The sequence below is a fragment of the Halopseudomonas maritima genome, from assembly GCF_021545785.1.
Classification (GTDB): Bacteria; Pseudomonadota; Gammaproteobacteria; order Pseudomonadales; family Pseudomonadaceae; genus Halopseudomonas; species Halopseudomonas maritima.
This window is the reverse complement of sequence record NZ_CP079801.1, coordinates 343,903-366,029: the sequence shown is the minus strand read 5'-3', so window position 1 is coordinate 366,029 and position 22,127 is coordinate 343,903. Positions and strand designations below refer to the sequence as shown.

Here is a 22,127-nt window from a genome sequence, read left to right as displayed (position 1 = left end):
CAGGCAGAGCAGCAACAGGGACGAATCAGCAGCAGGGATAGTTCAGCAACCGAGGATGCAAGGTTGAATCAGGGTTGCCACAATAGTGGCAACCCGCCGCCTACTAGCGGGAAGACACCACGCATCTCTGAGAGAGAGAACAAAAATGGAAAATACTGCAGTCGTTACGGCGACGTTCATCGTCTATATCGGGGTGATGCTTGCGCTAGGTTATATCGCCTACAAGCGCACCACCAACCTGTCGGACTACATCCTCGGTGGTCGCTCGCTGGGCCCGGGTACTGCGGCGTTGTCTGCCGGTGCTTCGGACATGAGCGGCTGGCTGCTGCTCGGTTTGCCGGGTTATGCACTGTCTGCCGGCTACGAGGCTTCCTGGATTGCCATGGGCCTGCTGGCCGGCACCTGGGCCAACTGGCTGATTGTGGCGCGCCGGCTACGTGTCTACTCGCATGTGGCCAACGACTCGCTGACCCTGCCGGCCTACTTTGAAAATCGCTTCGAGGACAGCAGTCGTCTGCTGCGGGTGATCTCGGCGGTATTCATTCTGCTGTTCTTCCTGTTTTACACCAGCTCTGGCCTGGTGGCGGCGGGCAAGCTGTTTGAAAGCACTTTTGGTTTTGGTTACAGCATTGCCGTTATCGTCGGCACGCTTGCGATCATCTCCTACACCTTCTTTGGTGGTTTCCTGGCGGTATCCTGGACCGATGTGATTCAAGGGCTGCTGATGGCGGCTGCGTTGATTGTGGTGCCGGTCATGGCGCTCAATATCATGGGCGGCTGGGAAGCGGTTCATGGTGCCATGGAGGCCCGCAACCCCGAGTTGCTGAATATGTGGACCGATGTGGAAGGCAAGCCGCTTGGCGTGATCGCCATTGTCTCGCTGCTGGCGTGGGGGCTGGGCTACTTTGGCCAGCCGCATATTCTGGCTCGTTTCAAAGCGGTTGAAAGCGACGCCGCGCTGCCGACCGCACGTCGTATCGCCGTGCTCTGGTCCGGTGTCTGCCTGCTGGCGGCGCTGGTCATCGGCTGGGTAGGTATCGGTTACTTCGGTGAAGAAGGTCTGGCCGATGCTGAAACCGTCTTCCTGTCGCTGGTGCAGGCACTGATGCATCCGCTGGTTGCCGGTATTCTGCTGGCGGCTGTACTGGCGGCCATCATGTCGACCGCGGACTCGCAGCTGCTGGTATCGTCCTCTGCGCTGGCCGAGGACTTCTACAAGGCGCTGTTCCGCCGCGATGCAACCCAGCAGGAGCTGGTCTGGGTGGGTCGTGTGGCGGTCGTGGGTATCGCAGCTATCGCGCTGATGCTGGCCTTTAACCCTGACAGCACCGTACTGGGTCTGGTGTCCTACGCTTGGGCTGGTTTCGGCGCGGCCTTTGGTCCGGCGGTTATCCTGTCGCTGTACTGGCGCCGTATGAACCGCTTTGGCGCCCTGGCTGGTGTGATTGTCGGTGGCGTGACTGTGGTGGTTTGGAAGCAGGTCGACAGCAGTGGCCTGTATGAGATCGTCCCGGGCTTTATCCTGGCGACTATCGCCATTGTGGTTGTCACCCTGCTGACACCTGCACCTTCCGCGCAGGTAGAAGCACAGTTTGACGATATGAAGTCGCGCTTTTAACGTCTGACTGGATAAAAAGCCCGCTCGGTGCGATGCACCGGGCGGGCTTTTTTGTGATTTTTATCCAGTGCCGAGGTCACAGGCTTTTCTTCCAAATGGCTGCCGTTATTCCATGGTGGAGTGTGCACCAGGGGTTGGTCCCGTTTACGCGGGCGAGTAGCGCAGGGCTGGCGGGAAAAAGAGCGGCAGCATGTCTGAGGAGCGAAGCGACGAGTTCTGCCGCTCCCCGTCAGACCGAGCAACGCAGCGAACCCGAAGGGCCGCGTAGTCGGGTGCCCCGGGGGATCGCTAAGGGGGGCTGGGCAAGCAGCCCCCCTTGGCTCGCCGTAAAAGGAGAAAGGCCGACTCGGCAACGGCTCGATGCAAAGCCATCAGTCGGCGGGCGCTTCCCCATTTACCTGTAAAGCAGTTTTGTGGTTTTTCTGTAGGATCAATCGCGTGCTGAGGGTATAACGCTCAACAAAAACGCATACTCCTCCGCCACTTCTCGCATCGCCTGATAGCGCCCGCTGGCGCCGCCGTGGCCGGCACTCATTTGGGTGCGCAGCAATAGCGGAGCGTGGTTGCTGCGGGTGGCGCGCAGGCGAGCGACCCACTTGGCGGCCTCCCAGTACTGTACGCGTACATCGTGGTAGCCAGCGGTCACCAGCAGGGCAGGGTAGGCCTGTGGCTGAACATTTTCATAGGGCGCGTAGCCTTTGATGCGTGCAGCCACGTCAGCTTCGGACGGATCGCCCCATTCTTCGTACTCGCCGATCGTCAGCGGTAGCTCGGGGTTGTTCATGGTGTTCCAGACGTCGACAAAAGGGACGTCTGCCACGGCTGCACCAAACAGCTCGGGGCGCCGATTAATCACGTTGCCAATCAGTAGTCCGCCAGCGCTGCCGCCTGCAATGACCAGTTGCTGACGGTCAGTCTTACCTTGTTCAATCAGGTGTTCGGCGCAGCGAATAAAGTCGCTAAAGGTGTTTTCCTTGTGTTCCAGCTTGCCCTGTTGATACCAGTGCTCGCCCATGTCGGCACCGCCACGCACGTGGGCAATTGCAAACCGCCAGCCGCGTTGCAGCAGTGACAGCCGGGCGTGGGAAAACCAGGGATCCATGCTGGCGCCGTAGGCGCCGTAGCCATACAGGTAAAGGGGGCCGGTGCCTTCAACGCCTAGTGGCTCGATCAGGCTGATGGGGATGTGTGCGCCGTCTTTGGCGACTGCCCACAGGCGCTCCACGCGGTAATCGTCCGGTGAAAAGTGGCCTTCTACGGGGGTGGTGCGGAGCACGTGCTGGTCACCATCTGCCAACGTCAGTGCGCGGATCTCGGCGGGCCGATTGAGTGACTCGTAGCGCAAGCGTACCCGCGCGCTGCTGTACTCTTCGCCGCCTTGAACGTGCAGGCTGTAGACCGCATCCGGCATCTGCACCAGATAGCTCGGCGCGTCGTTGGGTTGCACCTCCAACTGAATCAAGCCGGCGTTGCGGTACTGCAGAATCAGTGCGCTGCGCTGTAGTTCCACGCCTTCGAGGGTGCGCGCTTGATCGACGGTACGCAGCAGCTGCCAGTGGTGCTCGCCGGGAGTGGTTGGATCGCAGAGCAGCAGCGCGAAGTTTTCTCCCAGGCTGTTACTGCGAATGACAAAGCCCTGATCGCCGTGGTCGGCATCATATTCGTGGCCCGTGCGACGCGCTGCCAGGCACTGCAGGTGCGCTTTCGGTTGATCGGCGGGCAGGTATTGCAGCTCGCTGGTGTTCTTGCTGGCGCTGGCGACGCAGATATAGCGCTCGGAGCTACTGCGGTAGACATGAAGATAGAAGAGTGGGTCGGCTTCTTCGAACACCGGTTCTGGCGCTGCATCGCGCTGCAGGCGCCACAATTTGGCGGGGCGGGCGCTGGCGTCCAGGCTGATGGCGAACAGGGTGCGGTTATCGTTGGCCCAGCACAGGTCTCCGGCAGCATTGTCCAGCGGCAGACTGTACGCCTGGTCGTCGATCAGGCTGCGGACATGGAGTTGATAAACTTCGTTGCCCTGGGTGTCGAGGCTGTAGGCCAGCCAATTTTGATCCGGGCTGACACTGAAGTCGCCCAACTCCAGGAAGTCTTCCTGCGCAGCGAGTTGGTTGGGGTCGAGCAGCAATTGCTCGTTGCTTTCGTCAATGCACAGGCTCTGGTCTGCTGGTCGCGGACAGCGGTAGTAACGTGGGTATTCCGCGCCGGCTTCGGTGCGTTGGTAATACAGCCAGTCGCCACGCACGCTGGGCAGGCCAAGGTCGGTTTCGCGAATGCGCCCGCGAATCTCTTCAAACAGTTGCTCGCGCAGGGCGTTTGTCGGTTCGAACCAGGCTTCGGTATGGCGGTTCTCGGCCTCCAGGTAAGCGACAACCTCAGGGTTGTCACGTTGCTCCAGCCATTGGTAGGGGTCGCCGCCGAGGTCGCGGCGTGCTTGAGGGGCTTGCAGTTCAGGACGCATGTTGTAAAAACCGTTATGATGGCGCGGTCATTTTTTGGGTTAGGTGCCGGCCAATGTTCAATGAAGCAGAGTATCAGTCAGTCTGGTGGGTCTACATCGCTGCCGCCGCAGGCTGCTGGCTGGTCTGGTGGAAGTTGACCGCATTGACGCGCTGGTGGTTTGTGCGGGAGCCGTTGTGCGTGATCATGGCCGTGCTGCTGTTTACGCCGATGGCCGTGGAGCAGGGCGGTGGCTGGTATGCACCGGCCTTTCTCATCTATCTTCTCGATACCATCCTGTCGACCGGGGACAATGGCCCCCGTGCCCTGGCCGAAATCAGCATAACGCTCTCGGTTGCGGCCGTATGCTGGCTGGTTTACGCGGCCGTTAGGGTGGTGGCGACACGCTGGTGGCGCCGTACCCATCCGGCCGATGAGGCCAGTTAGTCGCCGTTGCGTTGTTCGTGCATCATGCGCGCCAGGCGCATGATCTGCTCTTGAAAATCGGTGCGCTGGGCGTCCGTCATCGGGCACATACCCAGCTGTTCAAACAGGCGATAGCCGCGTACTGAAAAGAACAGAATTGCCGCCTGAGCCAGACCCAGGGGTGACTTTTCGAGGATGTCGAACAAGCCCTCGACGTCATCGGCGCTGGTCTGCAGGAGTGCAGGGTTGCTGGCGGCGGCGGCGAAAATGGCCGAATCCAGGTTTTTCTCTTCGCTCGACTCGCTCATGTTACTCAACAGCAGCGCCTTGAGTTCGCGCATGGGTTCATCTGGCAGTACACTTTCATAGGCACCCCAGCGCACGCGAAAACGCTCCAGTCGATACTCGATCATGGCGGTCAGCAATGCGTCCCGGTCGGGGAACATCTGCTGCAGCGTGGCTTCTTCAATCTTGCTGCGTTCGCTCAAACTGGCGAAGGTGAGTTGCGATGCGCCAAGCTCGCTGACGATGGCTTCCGCGGCGCGGAAAATGATGACTTTGAGAGCGTCCGGGTTCTGACTGCTGACCGTGCTTTCCACTGCTGACCCCCTGTGAAGGACTGTCCTGCTCGCCGCTGACGGTCAGGTCACGGGGCGAGGGTGTAGAGGTAATCTGGTTGCGGCATCCTGGGCTGCCCGGGGTGGGTTGGATGGCCGATGCAATAGCGCATAGGGTAGCCCGTTGGGGCACAGGAGGCGAGTGGTTTTTGGGAAGGGAATGTTGCTATTTCGTCCGTGCAGCGCTGGTTATCTGTAACACCGCGAATGACTGAACGAGGGGGCAGCCTGCTTGGCGCGTCTCTGGCGTGCAGGCAATAAAAAACCCGGCCTGAGCCGTAATGCTGTTCACTTAAGCATTTGAGTCCATGGCGGGGTTTCTAGAAAATCCGATATCAGTCCTCTGGTATCGGATTTTTTTATGCCCATTCAGCAGCAATTGCTCGACCTCGGCGAGCTCTTCAACTTCTCTGACCTCAGCACCTTCACTCAGAACATCCCTGTTGAATGGGTTGCGAGCGCGCTCAATTTATCGGCGCAAGCCACCATCAGGCGTCGGCGCCTACCCAGTGACCAAGTACTTTGGCTGGTGCTGGGTATGGCCCTGTTTCGCGACGAGCCAGTGCATGAGGTTGCTAGGCGACTGAACATTTGCGCCCAAGGTTTGGCCTCTGATCAGTTGCTGGCTCGAAGCGGCGTAACTGAAGCACGTAAGCGCTTGGGGGCAGATCCGGTTGAGCACCTGTTCCGCCAGACCGCCAAGCAATGGGGATGCGAGCGATACGAAGGCGATGACTGGAAAGGGTTGCAGGTATTCGCGGTGGATGGCGCACTGCTGCGAACCCCCGACTCGCCCGAGTTGAGGGAGCACTTTGGCTCTGGCAACACAGGTACTGAACGCCAAACGCCTTTTCCGATGCTACGGCTCGTTGCCTTGATGAACGTACGCTCACACGTGATCCTGGATGCCCAACTCAGCCCGTATCGCGGCAGCGAAATGCGCTTGGCCGAGACCTTCCTGAGTCAGATTCCGGACAACTCAGTCACATTGTTCGATAAAGGCTTCTGGGGCGCTGATCTGCTGCTAAGCGTGGTGGATGGAGGCAACAATCGGCATTGGCTGACGCCAGCCCGCAAGAACGTCGTGATGGAGGAAGTCGAGCGTTATAGCGAATACGATCGCCGTGTTCGGATGAAAGTCTCACCTCAGGCCCGCAAGCGGAACCCTAGTCTACCTACGCATTGGGAGGTACGAGAGGTCAGCTATAAAAGCCATGGGAACATCAGGTCACTGCTCACCTCGTTGCCAGTCGAGGGCTACAGCGCAAAGGCCGTCGCTGAGCTGTACTTGGAGCGCTGGGAGATTGAACTCGGCTTTCGCGACATCAAAAGCTCGATGCAGCAGAACGCGGTAACACTGCGAAGCAAGAAGGTTGAGCTGGTTTACCAGGAGGTCTGGGGGCTGTTGCTGGCATACAACATCATTCGGCGAGAGGCTAGTCAAGCGGCTGTGGCCTTTGGTCGAGCACCCTCGGACATACGCTTCAAACCGGCCTGTCAGTACATCGCCGTCCAGCTCATCGTCATGGCTGCAGCGAATCCGGTATCGGCAACAGGTAGAAGGCTATCGGAGCTGCGCGGCGGGGTCGGAGGGTTATTTTTGGATCACCGCCCAAGGCCAGCAAGACCAAGGACGGTGAAGATTTCCAAAACCCGCTACCCGGTAAATCGCAAGGCTGCTCCGCTTAAGTGAACAGCATTAGGCCTGAGCCGGGTTTTTTCAGCGCATCGGATTAGCCGATGATCTGAATGTTTGCAGCCTGCTTGCCTTTCGGACCAGTGGTCACGTCGAAAGACACTTTCTGGTTCTCGGCCAGAGACTTGAAGCCCTGAACCTTGATCTCGGAGAAGTGGGCGAACAGATCGTCTCCACCGCCGTCCGGAGTGATGAAACCAAAACCTTTAGTGTCGTTGAACCACTTGACTGTACCAGTTGCCATTTCAGCTAATTCCTATCAGATTGAAATACTTGAGCTTTCACTCAATTAAGCGTGGGAATCAAAGATTACGAGATGACAAACTTACGTACTGGGAAGTGCGTTTGCAGCCTACAACTCTATCTCTTGAAAACCTACGCGCTCACTCTGCGCCTTTCAGTACAACAAGTCAAGGGATCTTGACAGCCGTCCTTGGACGCGAATAAACAGCATTGAGTATACGTCAGATTCAGAAAATCACACCCTTGTTCAAAAAAAATTTCCGGCCACGCAAAGCCCCGGTTTCAGGGCGCTGCAGCCGCTCTGCGGTAGGGGTAAACGTCGATGACCTGGCCTGCTTCTATCTGTCTCTGCAGGCTTTTCCAGTAGTCCGCTTCAAACAGGTCGCCGTGCATTCCCGCGAACTGCCGGCGGTGGCGAATATTGGCAAACAGAAACACCGGAAACTCCTCCGGGAAAACGTCGTTGGGCGCGACCGAATACCAGGGTTCTGAGGCCAGCTCCTGTTCGGGGTACAGGGGCTCTGGGATGACGCGGAAGTTCACTTCGGTCAGGTAGCTGATTTCGTCGTAGTCGTAAAACACCACGCGGCCGTGGCGGGTGACGCCAAAGTTCTTCAACAGCATGTCGCCCGGGAAAATATTGGCTGCGGCCAGCTCCTTGATGGCTTTGCCGTAGTCAAACAGCGCCTGTTCGATCTGGATGTCACTGGCGCTTTCTACATACAAATTCAGCGGGGTCATGCGCCGTTCAGTCCAGCAGTGGCGAATCAGGATGGTATCGCCTTCTTCTATTACCGTAGATGGCGCAACCTCCAGCAGTTCTTTCAGGCACTCAGGCTCGAAGCGCTCACGTGGGAAGCGGAAATCGGCAAACTCCTGGGTGTCGGCCATGCGCCCGACGCGGTCGTGGCGCTTAACCAGGCGGTACTTTTCAATCACGGTGGCGCGGTCAATGTTCTTGGACGGTGCAAAACGGTCCTTGATGATCTTGAACACGGTGTTGAAGCCCGGCAGGGTGAATACGCTCATCACCATGCCGCGTACACCTGGCGCCATGATAAAGCGGTCGTCGGTGTTGGCCAGGTGGGCGATCAATGCGCGGTAGAACTCGGACTTGCCTTGCTTGTAAAAGCCGATGGCGGTGTACAGTTCAGCCAGGTGCTTGCCCGGTATAAGGCGCTTGATAAAGCTGATCAGCTCGCTGGGTACGGCGCTTTCAACCATGAAGTACGAGCGCGTGAAGGAGAAGATGATCGAGACTTCAGACTCGTCAGTGATAACGGTGTCTACGCTGATGCCCTGGTGTTCGCGGTGCACCAGGGGCAGGACGAAGGGCCACTGCTCCTGCTGACTGATCAGCCGGCCTACCAGGTAGGCGCCCTTGTTGCGGTAGAACACGCTCTGCACCATTTCGGCGGTCAGGCCGCGATCCATCTGCGCCCAGTCGGGCAGGCCCTGCTGCAGCTCGGCGACAATCATCTCAACGTCGCGGGTCAGGTCTTCCCAGGGAACGTCAAAACTGTATTCGCTGAGAATCTGGTGGGCCAGGTTGTGCAGCGAGCCGTCCGAGATAAAGCCGCGTGTCAGGGCGATACGTGACGGCGGGCGGGTGACGGGCCGGGTGCTATGCACGAACATGGTGTCGTCGCTGATTTGATCGTGCTGGTGCAGGCTGCAAAAAATGGAGTTGAACCAGGTTTCGGCCAGCTCGTCATCAAAGCGCTGGTCGATCAGCTGAATGTAGGCCAGGCGAATGGCAGGCCAGGCGGCGGCATCTTTTACTTGGCGGGCCAGCTCGCTGGCGGCGAGGGCATCTGCCGTTTGCTGTACCTGCTCTTCATAGGCGTTGATGCGCAGGGTGGACGCTTCCTGGATATCATTCCAGCAGGCCTGCTCGAAGCGCGCACGGGCGCCAGCGGTGAGGTCGCGGAATATACGGCGATAGCGGTCAAAGCCGGACAGAATCTGCTGGGCGATCTGGTTTGCGGAGTGGGACATGGAGGGCCTGCGAGCTGTGGGTCGAATGCTCGCAGCATAGCCAGTTGGTTGCCCGGGCGGCAACACCGTCGCAGTGACGACGGTGTCTCGCAGGGGGCTAACTACTGCACGTTTTCCTGTTCGCTGAACAGATCGGTGAACAGCATGGACGACAGATAACGCTCGCCGGAGTCGGGCAGGATGACGACAATCGTCTTGCCCTGCATGCTGGGCTCCTCAGCAACGCGCACGGCAGCGGCCATGGCGGCGCCGCAGGAGATGCCGGCCAGAATACCTTCTTCGCGCATCAGGCGCAGGGCCATGTCCTTGGATTCGTCATCGCTGACCTGCTCGACGCGGTCAATCTGGCTCAAATCCAGGTTGGCTGGAACAAAGCCGGCACCGATGCCCTGAATCTTGTGCGGGCTGGGTTTGACTTCGTCGCCTTGCAGGGTTTGGGTGATGACCGGCGAGCTGCTGGGCTCTACCGCAATAGAGACGATTTGCTTGCCGCGGCTTTGCTTGATGTAGCGCGATACCCCGGTGATGGTGCCGCCGGTGCCGACGCCGGATACCAGCACGTCAATCGCGCCGTCGGTGTCGTTCCAGATTTCCGGGCCAGTGGTTTTTTCGTGAATGGCCGGGTTGGCTGGGTTTTCAAACTGTTGCAGCAGAACGTATTTGTCGGGGTGCTGGGCGCTTAGTTCCTGGGCTTTCTCGATCGCGCCCTTCATACCTTTTGCCGGCTCGGTCAGCACCAGCTCGGCGCCGAGTGCCTTGAGTACTTTGCGGCGCTCCAGGCTCATGGAGGCGGGCATGGTCAGCACCAGCTTGTAGCCGCGAGCGGCGGCAACAAAGGCCAGGCCGATGCCGGTGTTGCCAGAGGTAGGCTCGACAATGGTCATGCCGGGCTTCAGGCGGCCGCTGGACTCGGCATCCCAGATCATGCTCGCACCGATGCGGCACTTGACCGAGTAGGCCGGGTTGCGCCCTTCGATCTTGGCGAGGATGGTCACGCCTTTGGGGCCCAGGCGGTTGATACGCACCAGCGGCGTATTGCCGATGGCCTGCGAGTTGTCTGCGAAAACGCGGCTCATGCTAGTGACTCCTTGTAAACAATGGCAGCAGGGTGGGTCAATCAGCCTATGCTTGGCTACTATCGACGTCAATTGGCTGAAGCCAAGGCATGCTGTGGTATGGCGCTTATCGCCTCAATCAGCTCAATATCGCCAAGACTGACGGTGAGCAGCAAGTGCCCCTTGTGCGCTTGCAACGCACCGACATCAAAATTCGCCCGTGTCCGTTCTGGGAGCACGGCGCCATCGTCGCCGAGGTCGATCTCTATGTTCCGCAACTGACGAGTACCCACGCCTATCTCGGCATGGCTGATGACAGGGCATCAGCCGGCCTTTGGTTTCCGCCCCTGCGTTTACAGTACAAATGGCCACAGGCTATAGTTTTCGATCTTTTTTTGGTTCAACACGGCTCCGGCCCAAGGAATATCCGATGAAGTTCGAAGGTACTCAGTCCTACGTCGCTACCGACGACCTGAAACTGGCGGTCAACGCTGCCATCACACTGGAACGCCCGCTGCTGATCAAGGGTGAGCCGGGCACCGGTAAAACCATGCTGGCCGAACAGCTGGCCGAGTCACTGGGCGCCAAACTGATTACCTGGCACATCAAGTCCACCACCAAGGCGCACCAGGGTCTGTACGAGTATGACGCGGTCAGCCGTCTGCGTGACTCGCAGCTGGGCGTCGACAAGGTCCATGACGTTGCCAACTACATCAAAAAGGGCAAGCTGTGGGAGGCGTTCGAGTCCGAAGAGCGCGCCATTCTGTTGATTGACGAAATCGACAAGGCCGACATCGAGTTTCCGAACGACCTGCTGCAAGAGCTCGACAAGATGGAGTTCTACGTTTACGAGACCAATCAGACCATCAAGGCCAAGCAGCGCCCGATCATCATCATTACCTCGAACAACGAGAAAGAGCTGCCCGACGCCTTCCTGCGTCGCTGCTTCTTCCACTACATTGCCTTCCCCGACCGCGACACCATGAAGAAGATCGTGGACGTGCACTTCCCGAAAATCGAGAGCGCGCTGCTGTCCGAAGCCATGGATATCTTCTTTGATGTGCGCAAGGTGCCGGGCCTGAAGAAGAAGCCGTCTACCTCCGAGCTGGTCGACTGGCTGAAGCTGCTGATGGCCGATCAGATCCCCGAGGCCGTGCTGCGTGACCGCGACCCGACCAAAGCCATTCCGCCGCTGTACGGTGCGCTGGTGAAGAATGAGCAAGACGTGCAGCTGCTGGAACGCCTGGCCTTCATGACCCGTCGCCAGAACCGCTAGCAGGCGGTTGATAATCGACTTGCGCAGCGTGGGCACTGTTACCCGGCTTTATGCCTGAGGTGCGCCGCCCCATCTGCGTTTCAACAACCTGCCAAGGGGGTGCCCGATGTTATTGGGCCTGTTCAATGAAATGCGTGCAGCCAAGGTGCCGGTTTCGGTACGTGAGCTGCTCGACCTGATCAACGCGCTGAAACACCACGTGGTGTTCGCCGATATGGACGAGTTCTACTATCTGGCGCGTACGGTCATGGTCAAGGACGAACGGCACTTCGACAAATTCGACCGTGCCTTCGGTGCCTACTTCAAGGGGTTGGAAAACCTCGACCAACTGATCGAGGCGATGATCCCCGACGATTGGCTGCGCAAGGAGTTTGAGCGCATGCTGACCGAGGAAGAAAAGGCCAAGATCCAGACCCTCGGTGGTCTCGACAAGCTGATCGAGGAGTTCAAGAAACGCCTCGAAGAGCAGAAAGAGCGCCATGAGGGCGGCAACAAGTGGGTCGGCACCGGCGGCACCAGTCCGTTTGGGTCTGGCGGCTTCAACCCTGAGGGTATTCGCGTCGGTGAGGCGGGCAAACGCCAGGGCAAGGCGGTCAAGGTCTGGGATCAGCGCGAGTACAAGAACCTGGACGATCAGGTGGAGCTGGGCACGCGCAATATCAAGGTGGCGCTGCGTCGTTTGCGCAAGTTCGCGCGTCAGGGCGCGCACGATGAGCTGGATATCGATGGCACCATCGACCACACCGCCAAGGATGCGGGCCTGCTGAACATTCAGATGCGCCCGGAGCGGCGTAATGCGGTCAAGCTGCTGCTGCTGTTTGATATCGGCGGTTCGATGGACGCGCACATCAAGGTGTGTGAGGAGCTGTTCTCCGCGTGTCGTACCGAGTTCAAACACCTGGAGTACTACTACTTCCATAACTGCATTTACGAGTCAGTCTGGAAGAACAACATGCGTCGCACCAGCGAGCGCACCTCGACGCTGGACCTGCTGCACAAGTACGGCCCGGACTACAAGGTGGTGTTTGTCGGCGATGCGGCCATGGCGCCCTACGAGATCACTCAGCCTGGCGGTAGCGTAGAGCACTGGAACGAGGAGGCCGGTTACGTTTGGATTCAGCGCTTCATGGAGAAGTACAAGAAGCTTATCTGGATCAATCCGTATCCTAAGGACGCCTGGGAATACACCTCGTCTACCAAGCTGATCCGTGAACTGATCGAAGACAAGATGTACCCGTTGACCCTGCAGGGTCTGGAAGACGGGATGAAGTATCTCAGCAAGTAGGCGGCGACTTCGTCGCCGCAGCGTCAAGCTGCAAGCTATAAGCCGCAAGCAGTCCCTGCAGGGGCTAGCTTGAGGCGGCTGATTCGGCACATTAGCTTTTGCTTGTAGCTTGCACTGCGGCCAAGCCGCTTACCCCAACTGCACTGCGGGTGCTTGCGGGCGGGGGATGCTGACTTTCTCGGTCGGCGCCATCACCGTGGCGGTGCCGTCGACCACCTGCTTGCCGTCTTGGTTGAGCACGCGGGTGGCAATCTTCACCCGATTCTTCGGCAGCTTTTCCAGAATTTCCAACTCGATGGTGACGGTATCGCCCAGGCGTACCGGGCGCAGAAAGCTCAGTTCCTGACCGATATAGATGGTGCCTGGCCCGGGCAGCTCGCAGGCGATGGCGGCAGAGATCAGTGCGCCGGAGAACATGCCGTGCGCGATGCGCCCCTTGAACGGGGTGGCAGCGGCAAACTCCTCGTCCAGGTGCACCGGGTTGACGTCACCGGAGACGGCGGCAAACAGCAGCAGGTCGCGTTCTTCTACCTGGTGGCTGAGGCTGGCGCGCTCGCCGATGGCCAATTCTTCGTAGGTGCGGTTTTCAAGGTTCTGCATGGGTGCTGCTCCGTTGCGAAAGGGCGGTCAGATGAGGGGCCAGCCACGCGAGAAGGTCGTCGATAACCTCGGCTCGATTGGTCTCGTTGAAAACCTCGTGGCGGGCGCCAGGATAAAGCCGCAATTCTACCTGCCTCAGTCCGGCAGCGCGCAAGCGCCGCTGCAGTTTCTCCAGACCGCCGCCGGCGCTGATGGGGTCGGCATCACCGCCGATAATCAGCAACGGCAAATCCGGGCGTATGGCGGCCAGCTTCTGCGGCACCTGGATGCTTACCAGCGCCTGTGCAAGGCAGCGCCAGTAGTGACAGCTCAGTACAAAACCGCACAGGGGGTCGGCCACATAGTGGTCAACTTGCTCGTGGTCTCGGCTGAGCCAGTCAAAGGCGGTGCGGTTGGGAGCGAAGACGCGGTTGTACTGGGCAAAGGAGAGTCGATCGAGCACCTTGGCTGGCGCCTGGGCGCCGCGCAGCAGACCTTCGATGCGTGCAATCAGGCCTGCGGCCATGCTGAGCGCTGCGGGTTGGGCGTGGCTGCCGCTGAGCACGGCCAGGTCCACCAGGTCGCTGTGCTCGATCAAGACGCTCTGCGCCAGATACGACCCCATGCTGTGTCCCAGCAAAATGACCGGTTGAGCAGGGTGTGCGGCCTTGGTGCGTTGCAGCAGCAGGGCAACATCGGCTACCAGACTGCTCCAGCTGGCGCTGGCCGGTAGTACGCCGCGCGGCAGCTCGGGGGTGCTGGCGCCGTGGCCACGCAGGTCCAGTGCCTGCACGCTGATGCCCTGGGCATTCAGCGCCTTAGCCAGAGCGGCATAGCGGGCGCCGTGCTCGGCCATGCCGTGACAGATGACCAGTTGCGCGCAGGCGGTGTCGTCGGCTGTCCACTGGTGAATAGCCAGGTTAGCGCCGTCGGTGGTGCTCAGGGTTTGCGGGTAGGAGGAAGGCTGCATATGGGCGTTTGTCCCGTTTGTGTTGTTGTTATGACTGCAGGTGAGTGGTGAGTCAGCATACTGCGCAGACTGCGACATTCACAAATCAAATGAAACACTCCGGGGTTTTGTGTTTACCTCGACGCCTGATAGGTTTATGTCACGCTAGCATGCTAGTAACTGGCTCCCACGAGGGCCGCCGGCCAACGCCGGAACAAGAACAAGCACAACGGGGAAAAGGAGAACAAGATGGATGCGTCTTTCTGGGCGGACAAGCGGCCGCAGGGTATTCCGAATGATATCGATCTGAGCCAGTACAGCTCGATTATCGATGTATTCAACCAGGCCTGTGTCAAACACGCTCAGCTGCCGGCATTCAGCAACATGGGCGTAACCCTGACCTACGCGGATCTGGATCGCTACTCCGCTGCTTTTGCTACCTACCTGCAGCAGCACACCAGCCTGCAACCCGGTGACCGCATCGCTATTCAGATGCCCAATGTGTTGCAGTTCCCCATTGCGGTGTTTGGTGCCATGCGCGCCGGCCTGGTGGTCGTCAACACCAACCCGCTGTACACCGCCCGTGAAATGCGTCACCAGTTCAAGGACTCCGGTGCCAAGGCGCTTATCTACATGAACATGTTTGGTCATCTGGTAGAGCAGGTATTGCCGGATACCGAAATCGAGTTTCTCTTTGAGGCGCGGCTGGGCGATCTGTTGCCGGGTCTCAAGGGCACGTTGATCAACGCGGCGGTCAAGCACGTCAAGAAGATGGTGCCGAGCTACTCGCTGCCCCAGGCGGTGCCGTTCAAGGCGGCGCTCAAGCGTAGCAAGGGCCAGCGCCCGACCGCCGTCACCCGCAGCCTGGAAGACGTTGCCGTGTTGCAATACACCGGCGGCACTACGGGCGTCGCCAAGGGCGCCATGCTGACCCACGGCAACCTGGTGGCCAACATGTTGCAGGTTCACGCCAACATGCAGCAGGTTGACCGTGAGGGCAAAACCCTCGCCGGTGAGCCGGGTGAGGTGATTATCGCGCCGTTGCCGCTGTACCACATCTTTGCCTTCACCGTTAACTGCATGTGCATGATGATCGCCGGTCACCATAACGTACTGATCACCAATCCGCGTGACATCCCGGGCTTTATTGCCGAGCTGAAAAAGTGGCAGTTTTCCTCGGTGGTGGGCCTGAACACCCTGTTTGTGGCGCTGATGGAGCACCCGGACTTCGACAAACTCGACTTCTCTCGTCTCAAGAGCACTGGTTCCGGCGGCACCGCGCTGGTCAAGGCAACGGCCGAGCGCTGGGAAAAGCGCACGGGCTGCCGTATTGGTGAAGGCTACGGCCTGACCGAGTGCTCCCCGGTAGTCACCTCCAGCCCTGGAGACGGCCTGGCGCGTATCGGATCGGTCGGTCTGCCGGCGCCGGGTACCTCGCTGAAAGTGATCGACGAGAATGGCGTGGAGCAGGGCATTGGCGAGCGCGGTGAGCTGTGCGTCAAGGGCCCGCAGGTGATGAAGGGGTACTGGAATCGCCCGGAAGCGACCGATGAGGTCTTGGATGCAGAGGGTTGGTTCCGCACCGGTGACGTGGCTGTGATTGACGAGGACGGCTTTGTCTCCATCGTGGATCGCATTAAGGACCTGATTATCGTTTCCGGTTTCAACGTCTACCCCAACGAGATCGAGGACGTGGTTGCCGCGCACCCGAAGGTCGCCAACGCAGCGGCAATCGGTATTCCCGACGAGAAGTCCGGCGAGGCGGTCAAGTTGTTCGTTGTGGCCAATGACAAGAGCCTGACCGTCGACGAGCTGAAGGAGTATTGCCGCGCCAACTTCACCGGTTACAAGGTGCCCAAGCAGTACGAGATTCGCGAGTCTCTGCCCATGTCTGCTGTGGGTAAAATCCTGCGCCGCGAACTGCGCGACGAGTGACCGCAAAGGTTTGCGGGTGACCTTGCAGTCACCCGCAACGCCAGCCCTGACGCGCTCCGGAGCCCGGTCCGGGGTGCTGGTTTGCCTGTGTAAAAGCTGCTAGTCTTCGAGCACTTTGCTTTCCGTGAAGCGCCTGCAAAGGGCGTTTCAGGACCGACATAAAGAGTGCCAAAGGCACCTAACGATAAGACAGCAGCGTACCCACTGCAGCAGACTCAGGAGCAGGCTAGATGCTTGAAAATTTCTGGAAGGATAAATACCCGGCGGGCGTTTCTTCAGAGATCGACCCCGATTCATACCCCAACGTTCTCGCGGTCCTGAAAGACTCCTGTCAACGGTTCGCCAACAAGCCCGCCTTTACCAACCTCGGCAAAACCCTCACCTACGGCGAGCTTTACACCTTATCTGGCCATTTTGCTGCTTACCTGCAACACAACAGTGGTCTGCAGCCGGGTGATCGCATCGCCATTCAGATGCCCAACGTGCTGCAGTACCCAATTGCTGTGTTCGGCGCCATGCGTGCCGGCTTTGTAGTGGTTAACACCAACCCGCTGTATACCAAGCGCGAGATGGAGCACCAGTTCAACGACTCCGGTGCCAAGGCGTTGGTATGTCTGGCCAACATGGCCCACCTGGCCGAAGAAGTCGTGCCCAAGACCAGCGTAAAGCAGGTCATTGTCACTGAAGTTGGTGACATGCTGCCGCCGCTCAAGCGCGTGCTGATCAACTCTGCGGTCAAGTATCTGAAGAAGATGGTGCCGCCCTACAGCATTCCCGGCATGGTCCGCTTTAACGATGCCATGGCCAAGGGCCGCAGTCTCAAGCTGGCCGAAGCTGCGCCCAAGGGCGACGATATTGCCGTGCTGCAGTACACCGGCGGCACCACGGGCGTTGCCAAGGGCGCCATGCTGACCCACCGTAACCTGGTGGCCAATATGCTGCAGGCCAAGGCGTTGATGGGCGCGAACATGACGGACGGCGAAGAAGTGGTGATCTGTCCGCTGCCGCTGTATCACATCTACGCGTTCACCTTCCATTGCATGGCAATGATGGTCAGTGGCAACCACAACGTGCTGATCACTAACCCGCGTGATATTCCGGCCTTTGTCAAAGAACTGTCCAAGTTCAAGTTCACTGGCTTTGTTGGCCTGAACACCTTGTTTGTTGCCCTGTGCAATGACGCCAGCTTCCGCGCGCTTGATTTCAGCAAGTTCAAGGTCACTCTGTCTGGCGGTATGGCGCTGCAGCTGGCGACCGCCGAGCGCTGGAAGCAGGTCACAGGCTGTGAAATCTGTGAAGGTTTCGGCATGACCGAAACCAGCCCGGTTGCCACCGTCAACCCGATCAGCAACATCCAGCTCGGCACCATCGGTATTCCGGTGCCCTCGACCCTGTGCAAAGTGATCGACGAAGACGGCAACGAGCTGCCGCTGGGTGAGCGCGGTGAGCTGTGCGTCAAGGGCCCGCAGGTGATGAAGGGCTACTGGCAGCGCCAGGAAGCTACCAACGAGATTCTGGATGCTGAAGGCTGGTTGAAAACCGGTGATATCGCGATCATCCAGGAGGACGGCTTCCTGCGTATTGTGGATCGCAAGAAGGACATGATTCTGGTCTCCGGTTTCAACGTCTATCCCAACGAGCTGGAAGACGTGATGGCCGCCCTGCCAGGTGTGCAACAGTGCGCCGCCATTGGTGTGCCGGATGAGAAGTCCGGTGAGGCGATCAAGGTGTTCCTGGTGAAGACTGCCGATTCCGGTCTGACCGAAGAGGACGTCAAGGCGCAGATGCGTAGCAACCTGACAGCCTACAAGGTGCCCAAGTACGTCGAATTCCGCGACAGCCTGCCCACCACTAACGTCGGCAAGATCCTGCGCCGCGAACTGCGTGACGAAGAGCTGAAGAAACTCGGCAAGCAGTAAGCTGCAACAGCCCGCGCGATTTTGCGACAATAGAGCCCCGCCCGGCATTGCCGGGCGGGGTTTTTCATGCCACAGGATTCTGTATGTCAGCCAAAAACGCCAACGCGCCCGATTTTAGCCAGGTCATGGCCAATGACCGTCATCGTTTGCAGCAGCAGTTCAGAAAGCTGCCGGCCGATGACCAAGGCAAGGCAGCGGCGGCCTGGCTGGAGCGTTTCAACGCGTCCAGCGAGCGGGTGGCTGAACGGGCGCGGCTGATCCCCAAGATCATCTATCCCGATGCGTTGCCGATTGCTGACAAGCGCGAGCAGATCAAGGCGGCGATTGCCGAACATCAGGTGGTGGTGATTGCCGGTGAAACCGGCTCGGGCAAAACCACCCAGTTACCCAAGATCTGCCTGGAGCTGGGGCGCGGCACGCATGGTCTGATTGGTCACACCCAGCCGCGTCGGCTGGCGGCGCGCAGTGTGGCATCACGTATTGCCGAAGAGCTGCAGACGCCGCTGGGCGAGCTGGTTGGCTATCAGGTGCGCTTTACCGATCAGACCTCCGAGCGCTCGCTGATCAAGCTGATGACCGACGGTATCCTGCTGGCCGAAACCCAGCACGACCGCTACCTCAACCGCTACGACACGCTGATTATCGATGAGGCCCACGAGCGCAGCCTGAACATCGATTTTCTGCTCGGCTACCTCAAAACCATTCTGCCCAAACGTCCTGATCTCAAGGTCATTATTACCTCGGCGACCATCGACCTGGAACGCTTCTCCGCGCACTTTGACAAGGCGCCGGTGATCGAGGTGTCCGGTCGTACCTACCCGGTGGATGTCTGGTATCGACCGCTCAGTGCCGAGCGCGATGAGGAAGGTAATACCGTTGAGGACGACCTGAGCATTGACCAGGGCATCGTCGCCGCGCTGAGCGAGATTCAGCAGTTTGAGCGCAGCCAGAGCAAGACGCCGGGTGATGTGCTGGTATTCCTGCCGGGCGAGCGGGAGATTCGCGACACCGCCGAGTATCTGCGCAAGGCCAATCTCAAACACACCGAAATCTTGCCGCTGTATGCGCGGCTGTCCGCCGCCGAGCAGCAGAAGATCTTTGCCTCCCACGCTGGACGGCGCGTGGTGCTGGCCACCAACGTGGCGGAAACCTCGCTGACGGTGCCGGGTATCGTCTATGTGATTGATCCGGGTGAGGCGCGTATCAGCCGCTACAGCCCGCGCTCCAAGGTGCAGAGGCTGCCCGTGGAGGCGGTGTCGCAGGCCAGCGCCAATCAGCGCAAGGGCCGCTGCGGCCGGGTGGCGCCCGGTATCTGCGTGCGTTTGTACAGCGAGGATGACTTTAACGGCCGGCCGGAGTTTACCGACCCGGAAATTCGTCGCACCAACCTGGCCTCGGTGATTCTGCAGATGCTGCATTTGCGTCTGGGCCGGATTGAGGACTTTCCGTTTATCGAGCCGCCGGACGGGCGCGCGATCAGCGACGGCTTTACCCTGCTGCAGGAGCTGGGAGCGGTGGAGCGCAGCGGTGCGATGACCGATATCGGCCGCCAACTGGCGCGCCTGCCGGTCGACCCGCGTATTGGCCGTATGCTGCTGGAGGGCGCTGCCCAGCAATCGCTGGCCGAGATCACCGTGATTGCCTCGGCACTGGCCGTGCAGGACCCGCGCGAGCGCCCGCTGGAAAAGCAGCAGGCGGCTGATCAGGCGCACGCCCAATGGAATGAGGAGGGCACCGATTTTGTCGCTTTTCTCAACCTGTGGAACGGTTTTGAGGCCCAGCGCCAGGCGCTGACGCAAAGCCAGCTGCGCAGCTGGTGCCGGCGTAACTTTCTCAACTACCTGCGCCTGCGCGAGTGGCGCGAAACCCATCGCCAGATCCGTCTGACCTGCCGCGACCTGGGATTGGAAGAGAACCGCCAGCCGGCCTCCCATGAGCCGGTCCACAAGGCGTTGCTGGCCGGCTTGCTCAGCCACCTGGGTAACAAGACCGAAGAGGGCGATTTTCTGGGCGCGCGCCAGCGCCGCTTTTTGCTGCATCCATCCTCCGGGTTGGCGAAGAAGAAGCCTGCCTGGGTCATGGTGGCTGAGCTGACCGAAACCCGGCGCCTCTATGGTCGCCTGGCCGCCAAGATTGATCCGACCTGGGTTGAGCCACTGGCCGGGCACCTGGTCAAGACCAGCCACAGTGAGCCGCATTGGGAGAAAAAGCGCGGTCAGGTGGTGGCCTTTGAGCAGGTGTCGCTGTACGGGCTGATCATCGTACCGCGGCGCAAGGTGCACTTTGGCCCGATTGACCCGGTCACCTCGCGTGAGTTGTTTATCCGCCAGGCACTGGTGGGTGGCGAGTGGCATGGCCGTGCGGCGTTCAACAAGGCTAATCAGCACCTGTTGGCTCAGTTGGATGAATTGGAAGCCAAGGCCCGCAAGCGCGATATCGTGGTAGATGACGAAACCCTGTATCGCTTCTTTGATCAGCGCATCCCGGACAACATCTACCAGTTGGCGAGCTTTGAGCGCTGGCTCAAGCGCAGCAGCGAGAAAGAGCCCAAGCTGCTGCACATGACCCGCGATGATCTGCTGCAGCGCGAGGCCAGTGACGTTAGCGCCCAGCTGTACCCGGACGTGCTGCGTTGGGAGTCGGTGGCGCTGCCGCTGAGCTATCACTTTGAGCCCAACCATGAAGCGGACGGCGTGACCGTGCGCATTCCAGCATCCTTGCTGCGCCGCATCGACCCGCAGCGCCTGGACTGGCTGGTGCCGGGCCTGCTGTTCGACAAGTGCGTGGCGCTGGTACGCGCGTTGCCCAAGGCTATTCGCAAGAACTTTGTGCCGGTGCCTGACTTTGTGCGCGCTGCGCTGGAGCGCATGCCCTTTGCCGATGGTAGCCTGACCCAGGCACTTGGCCGTGAGCTGACGCGCATGACCGGCGTGCGGCTGGACGATGACGCCTGGAGCGATACCGAGCTGGAAGACCACCTGCGCATGCGCATCGAAGTGGTGGATGCGGCCGGCAAACCGATTTGCGCCGGGCGCGATTACAGCGCGCTCTGTGCCCAGATTGAGGGCCTGCCGCTGCAGGCAGCGCCGGTGGAGCAGCCGGAGCAAAGCGCTCCCAGCGAGGCGCCGGGTAGCTATACGCTGCCAGAGACGCTGGTGCGCAAGCAGGCGGGTATCGCGGTCAACTTTTACCCGGCCTGGGTGGAGCAGGGCGAAGAGGTGGTCGAGCAGCTGTTTGATGTACCGCAGCTGGCCCAGCGCGAGCACCGCCTTGGTCTGCAGCGTCTGCTGCTGCAAAGCCCGCAGCTCAACGAGCAAGCGCGCTATTTACGTCAGAAGCTGACTGCCATCAAGGACGCGGCTATCTACTACCGCGATCTGGGCACCCAGAAGCAGTTGACCGACGACGTGCTGCTGGGAGCGATAGATCGGGTGTTTTTGCCGGCGGACGCGCCCCTGCCGCGTGATGCGCAAACGCTTGGTGCGCGCCTTGCGGCAGGCCGTGCTGACTGGGTGCCGGCTTGCGAGGAGCTGGCTAAACAGGTTTTGGCGATACTCAAGCAATGGCACGGGCTGCGCAAGCGCTTCAAGGGCAAGGTGGAATTGGCCCACGCGCTGGCAATGAACGATGTGCGTGAACAGCTGAACCACCTGATCTATCCCGGCTTTGCCCGAGCTGTGCCCGGCGAATGGCTGAGCCAGTATCCGCGTTATCTCAGCGCCATCGAGCAGCGCCTGGACAAGCTGCCGGGGCAGGTGCCGCGGGACCGCGCCTGGACCGATGAGCTGCAAGGGTTGTGGCAGCAATATCAGGCTCTGAGCGAGCGCTGGCAGAAAGAAGGACGCTGGGATGCCCGGCTGGATGAGTGGCGCTGGATGCTGGAGGAGTACCGCGTGTCGCTGTTTGCCCAGCAGCTTGGTACGCGTATGCCGGTATCTGGCAAGCGTCTGGGCAAACTGTGGCGCGAGATTCAGGGGGGGAGCAGCCAGTAACCGGCAGCGAACGGGCGGTCATGAGCGGCGAATGGCGTGATCTTGACGCGCTATTCGTCTATGCTAGCGCTTTGAAAAATGCGGGTTTGCGGCGTGCCTC

At 59.8% G+C, this 22,127-nt stretch carries 16 protein-coding genes; 9 read left to right on the top strand and 7 right to left on the bottom strand.

Features of this window, described 5'->3' with window-relative positions; genetic code table 11:
- Nucleotides 1-145 precede the first annotated feature (145 nt).
- On the top strand, nt 146-1,618 hold the full coding sequence (gene putP, locus HV822_RS01630; protein WP_238871925.1) for a sodium/proline symporter PutP: 1,473 nt from the start codon (nt 146-148) through the stop codon (nt 1,616-1,618).
- 430 nt (nt 1,619-2,048) lie between these two features.
- Here putP and HV822_RS01625 read toward each other — a convergent pair whose 3' ends face one another.
- Complete coding sequence (locus HV822_RS01625) at nt 2,049-4,079, bottom strand: S9 family peptidase (RefSeq protein WP_238871924.1); 2,031 nt, start codon at nt 4,077-4,079, stop codon at nt 2,049-2,051.
- A 53-nt stretch (nt 4,080-4,132) separates the two neighbouring features.
- Here HV822_RS01625 and HV822_RS01620 point away from each other — a divergent pair, with 53 nt between their 5' ends.
- Nucleotides 4,133-4,504 (top strand): MFS transporter, encoded by a 372-nt coding sequence (locus tag HV822_RS01620; protein ID WP_238871923.1) that lies wholly within the window; start codon nt 4,133-4,135, stop codon nt 4,502-4,504.
- On the opposite strand, the gene HV822_RS01615 is transcribed toward HV822_RS01620, so the two are convergent.
- Nucleotides 4,501-5,082: a TetR/AcrR family transcriptional regulator gene (locus tag HV822_RS01615; RefSeq protein WP_238871922.1), complete on the bottom strand. Its 582-nt coding sequence runs from the start codon at nt 5,080-5,082 to the stop codon at nt 4,501-4,503. The two genes, HV822_RS01620 and HV822_RS01615, sit on opposite strands and share 4 nt — an antisense overlap.
- A 379-nt stretch (nt 5,083-5,461) precedes the next feature.
- On the opposite strand from HV822_RS01615, the gene HV822_RS01610 reads away from it, so the two are divergent.
- Nucleotides 5,462-6,793 (top strand): IS4 family transposase, encoded by a 1,332-nt coding sequence (locus HV822_RS01610; protein ID WP_396264818.1) that lies wholly within the window; start codon nt 5,462-5,464, stop codon nt 6,791-6,793.
- A 40-nt stretch (nt 6,794-6,833) separates the two neighbouring features.
- On the opposite strand, the gene HV822_RS01605 is transcribed toward HV822_RS01610, so the two are convergent.
- The 3 genes from HV822_RS01605 to cysK form a co-directional block, all read right to left on the bottom strand.
- The gene (locus HV822_RS01605) at nt 6,834-7,040 is read right to left on the bottom strand and encodes a cold-shock protein (protein ID WP_083727464.1); all 207 of its coding nucleotides are present in this window, start codon (nt 7,038-7,040) and stop codon (nt 6,834-6,836) included.
- A 281-nt stretch (nt 7,041-7,321) separates the two neighbouring features.
- A complete protein-coding gene (gene aceK, locus HV822_RS01600; RefSeq protein WP_238871921.1) occupies nt 7,322-9,037 on the bottom strand; it encodes a bifunctional isocitrate dehydrogenase kinase/phosphatase in 1,716 nt (571 codons plus the stop codon).
- 101 nt (nt 9,038-9,138) lie between these two features.
- Entirely contained in the window at nt 9,139-10,113 is a 975-nt protein-coding gene (gene cysK, locus HV822_RS01595; protein ID WP_238871920.1) for a cysteine synthase A, read from the bottom strand.
- Between the two features lie 89 nt (nt 10,114-10,202).
- On the opposite strand from cysK, the gene HV822_RS01590 reads away from it, so the two are divergent.
- The 3 genes from HV822_RS01590 (at nt 10,203) to HV822_RS01580 (ending at nt 12,653) form a co-directional block, all read left to right on the top strand.
- Complete coding sequence (locus tag HV822_RS01590; protein ID WP_238871919.1) at nt 10,203-10,526, top strand: hypothetical protein; 324 nt, start codon at nt 10,203-10,205, stop codon at nt 10,524-10,526.
- On the top strand, nt 10,523-11,368 hold the full coding sequence (locus HV822_RS01585) for an AAA family ATPase (RefSeq protein WP_083727458.1): 846 nt from the start codon (nt 10,523-10,525) through the stop codon (nt 11,366-11,368). The genes HV822_RS01590 and HV822_RS01585 overlap by 4 nt, the downstream gene beginning before the upstream one ends.
- A gap of 106 nt (nt 11,369-11,474) precedes the next feature.
- On the top strand, nt 11,475-12,653 hold the full coding sequence (locus HV822_RS01580; protein WP_238871918.1) for a vWA domain-containing protein: 1,179 nt from the start codon (nt 11,475-11,477) through the stop codon (nt 12,651-12,653).
- Between the two features lie 129 nt (nt 12,654-12,782).
- Here the strand turns inward: HV822_RS01580 and HV822_RS01575 are convergent, their stop codons facing one another.
- Nucleotides 12,783-13,253: a MaoC/PaaZ C-terminal domain-containing protein gene (locus HV822_RS01575; RefSeq protein ID WP_238871917.1), complete on the bottom strand. Its 471-nt coding sequence runs from the start codon at nt 13,251-13,253 to the stop codon at nt 12,783-12,785.
- Nucleotides 13,240-14,202 carry an alpha/beta hydrolase gene (locus HV822_RS01570; RefSeq protein ID WP_238871916.1) on the bottom strand — a complete coding sequence of 321 codons (963 nt, stop codon included), beginning with the start codon at nt 14,200-14,202 and terminating at the stop codon, nt 13,240-13,242. The genes HV822_RS01575 and HV822_RS01570 overlap by 14 nt, the downstream gene beginning before the upstream one ends.
- A 228-nt stretch (nt 14,203-14,430) precedes the next feature.
- Here HV822_RS01570 and HV822_RS01565 point away from each other — a divergent pair, with 228 nt between their 5' ends.
- The 3 genes from HV822_RS01565 (at nt 14,431) to hrpA (ending at nt 22,027) form a co-directional block, all read left to right on the top strand.
- Nucleotides 14,431-16,116, top strand: a complete 1,686-nt coding sequence (locus HV822_RS01565; protein ID WP_238871915.1) for a long-chain-fatty-acid--CoA ligase — start codon at nt 14,431-14,433, stop codon at nt 16,114-16,116.
- A 230-nt stretch (nt 16,117-16,346) separates the two neighbouring features.
- On the top strand, nt 16,347-18,035 hold the full coding sequence (gene fadD1 / locus HV822_RS01560) for a long-chain-fatty-acid--CoA ligase FadD1 (RefSeq protein ID WP_238871914.1): 1,689 nt from the start codon (nt 16,347-16,349) through the stop codon (nt 18,033-18,035).
- 83 nt (nt 18,036-18,118) lie between these two features.
- On the top strand, nt 18,119-22,027 hold the full coding sequence (gene hrpA, locus HV822_RS01555) for an ATP-dependent RNA helicase HrpA (protein WP_238871913.1): 3,909 nt from the start codon (nt 18,119-18,121) through the stop codon (nt 22,025-22,027).
- The last annotated feature ends 100 nt before the right edge of the window (nt 22,028-22,127 follow it).

Bases quoted from the DNA above. Each gene is read 5' to 3' on its own strand.
- putP (WP_238871925.1), top strand. From the start codon at position 146: ATGGAAAATACTGCAGTCGTTACGGCGACGTTCATCGTCTATATCGGG.
- HV822_RS01625 (WP_238871924.1), bottom strand. From the start codon at position 4,079: ATGCGTCCTGAACTGCAAGCCCCTCAAGCACGCCGCGACCTCGGCGGC.
- HV822_RS01620 (WP_238871923.1), top strand. From the start codon at position 4,133: ATGTTCAATGAAGCAGAGTATCAGTCAGTCTGGTGGGTCTACATCGCT.
- HV822_RS01610 (WP_396264818.1), top strand. From the start codon at position 5,462: ATGCCCATTCAGCAGCAATTGCTCGACCTCGGCGAGCTCTTCAACTTC.
- HV822_RS01605 (WP_083727464.1), bottom strand. From the start codon at position 7,040: ATGGCAACTGGTACAGTCAAGTGGTTCAACGACACTAAAGGTTTTGGT.
- aceK (WP_238871921.1), bottom strand. From the start codon at position 9,037: ATGTCCCACTCCGCAAACCAGATCGCCCAGCAGATTCTGTCCGGCTTT.
- cysK (WP_238871920.1), bottom strand. From the start codon at position 10,113: ATGAGCCGCGTTTTCGCAGACAACTCGCAGGCCATCGGCAATACGCCG.
- HV822_RS01590 (WP_238871919.1), top strand. From the start codon at position 10,203: ATGCTGTGGTATGGCGCTTATCGCCTCAATCAGCTCAATATCGCCAAG.
- HV822_RS01585 (WP_083727458.1), top strand. From the start codon at position 10,523: ATGAAGTTCGAAGGTACTCAGTCCTACGTCGCTACCGACGACCTGAAA.
- HV822_RS01580 (WP_238871918.1), top strand. From the start codon at position 11,475: ATGTTATTGGGCCTGTTCAATGAAATGCGTGCAGCCAAGGTGCCGGTT.
- HV822_RS01575 (WP_238871917.1), bottom strand. From the start codon at position 13,253: ATGCAGAACCTTGAAAACCGCACCTACGAAGAATTGGCCATCGGCGAG.
- HV822_RS01570 (WP_238871916.1), bottom strand. From the start codon at position 14,202: ATGCAGCCTTCCTCCTACCCGCAAACCCTGAGCACCACCGACGGCGCT.
- HV822_RS01565 (WP_238871915.1), top strand. From the start codon at position 14,431: ATGGATGCGTCTTTCTGGGCGGACAAGCGGCCGCAGGGTATTCCGAAT.
- fadD1 (WP_238871914.1), top strand. From the start codon at position 16,347: ATGCTTGAAAATTTCTGGAAGGATAAATACCCGGCGGGCGTTTCTTCA.
- hrpA (WP_238871913.1), top strand. From the start codon at position 18,119: ATGTCAGCCAAAAACGCCAACGCGCCCGATTTTAGCCAGGTCATGGCC.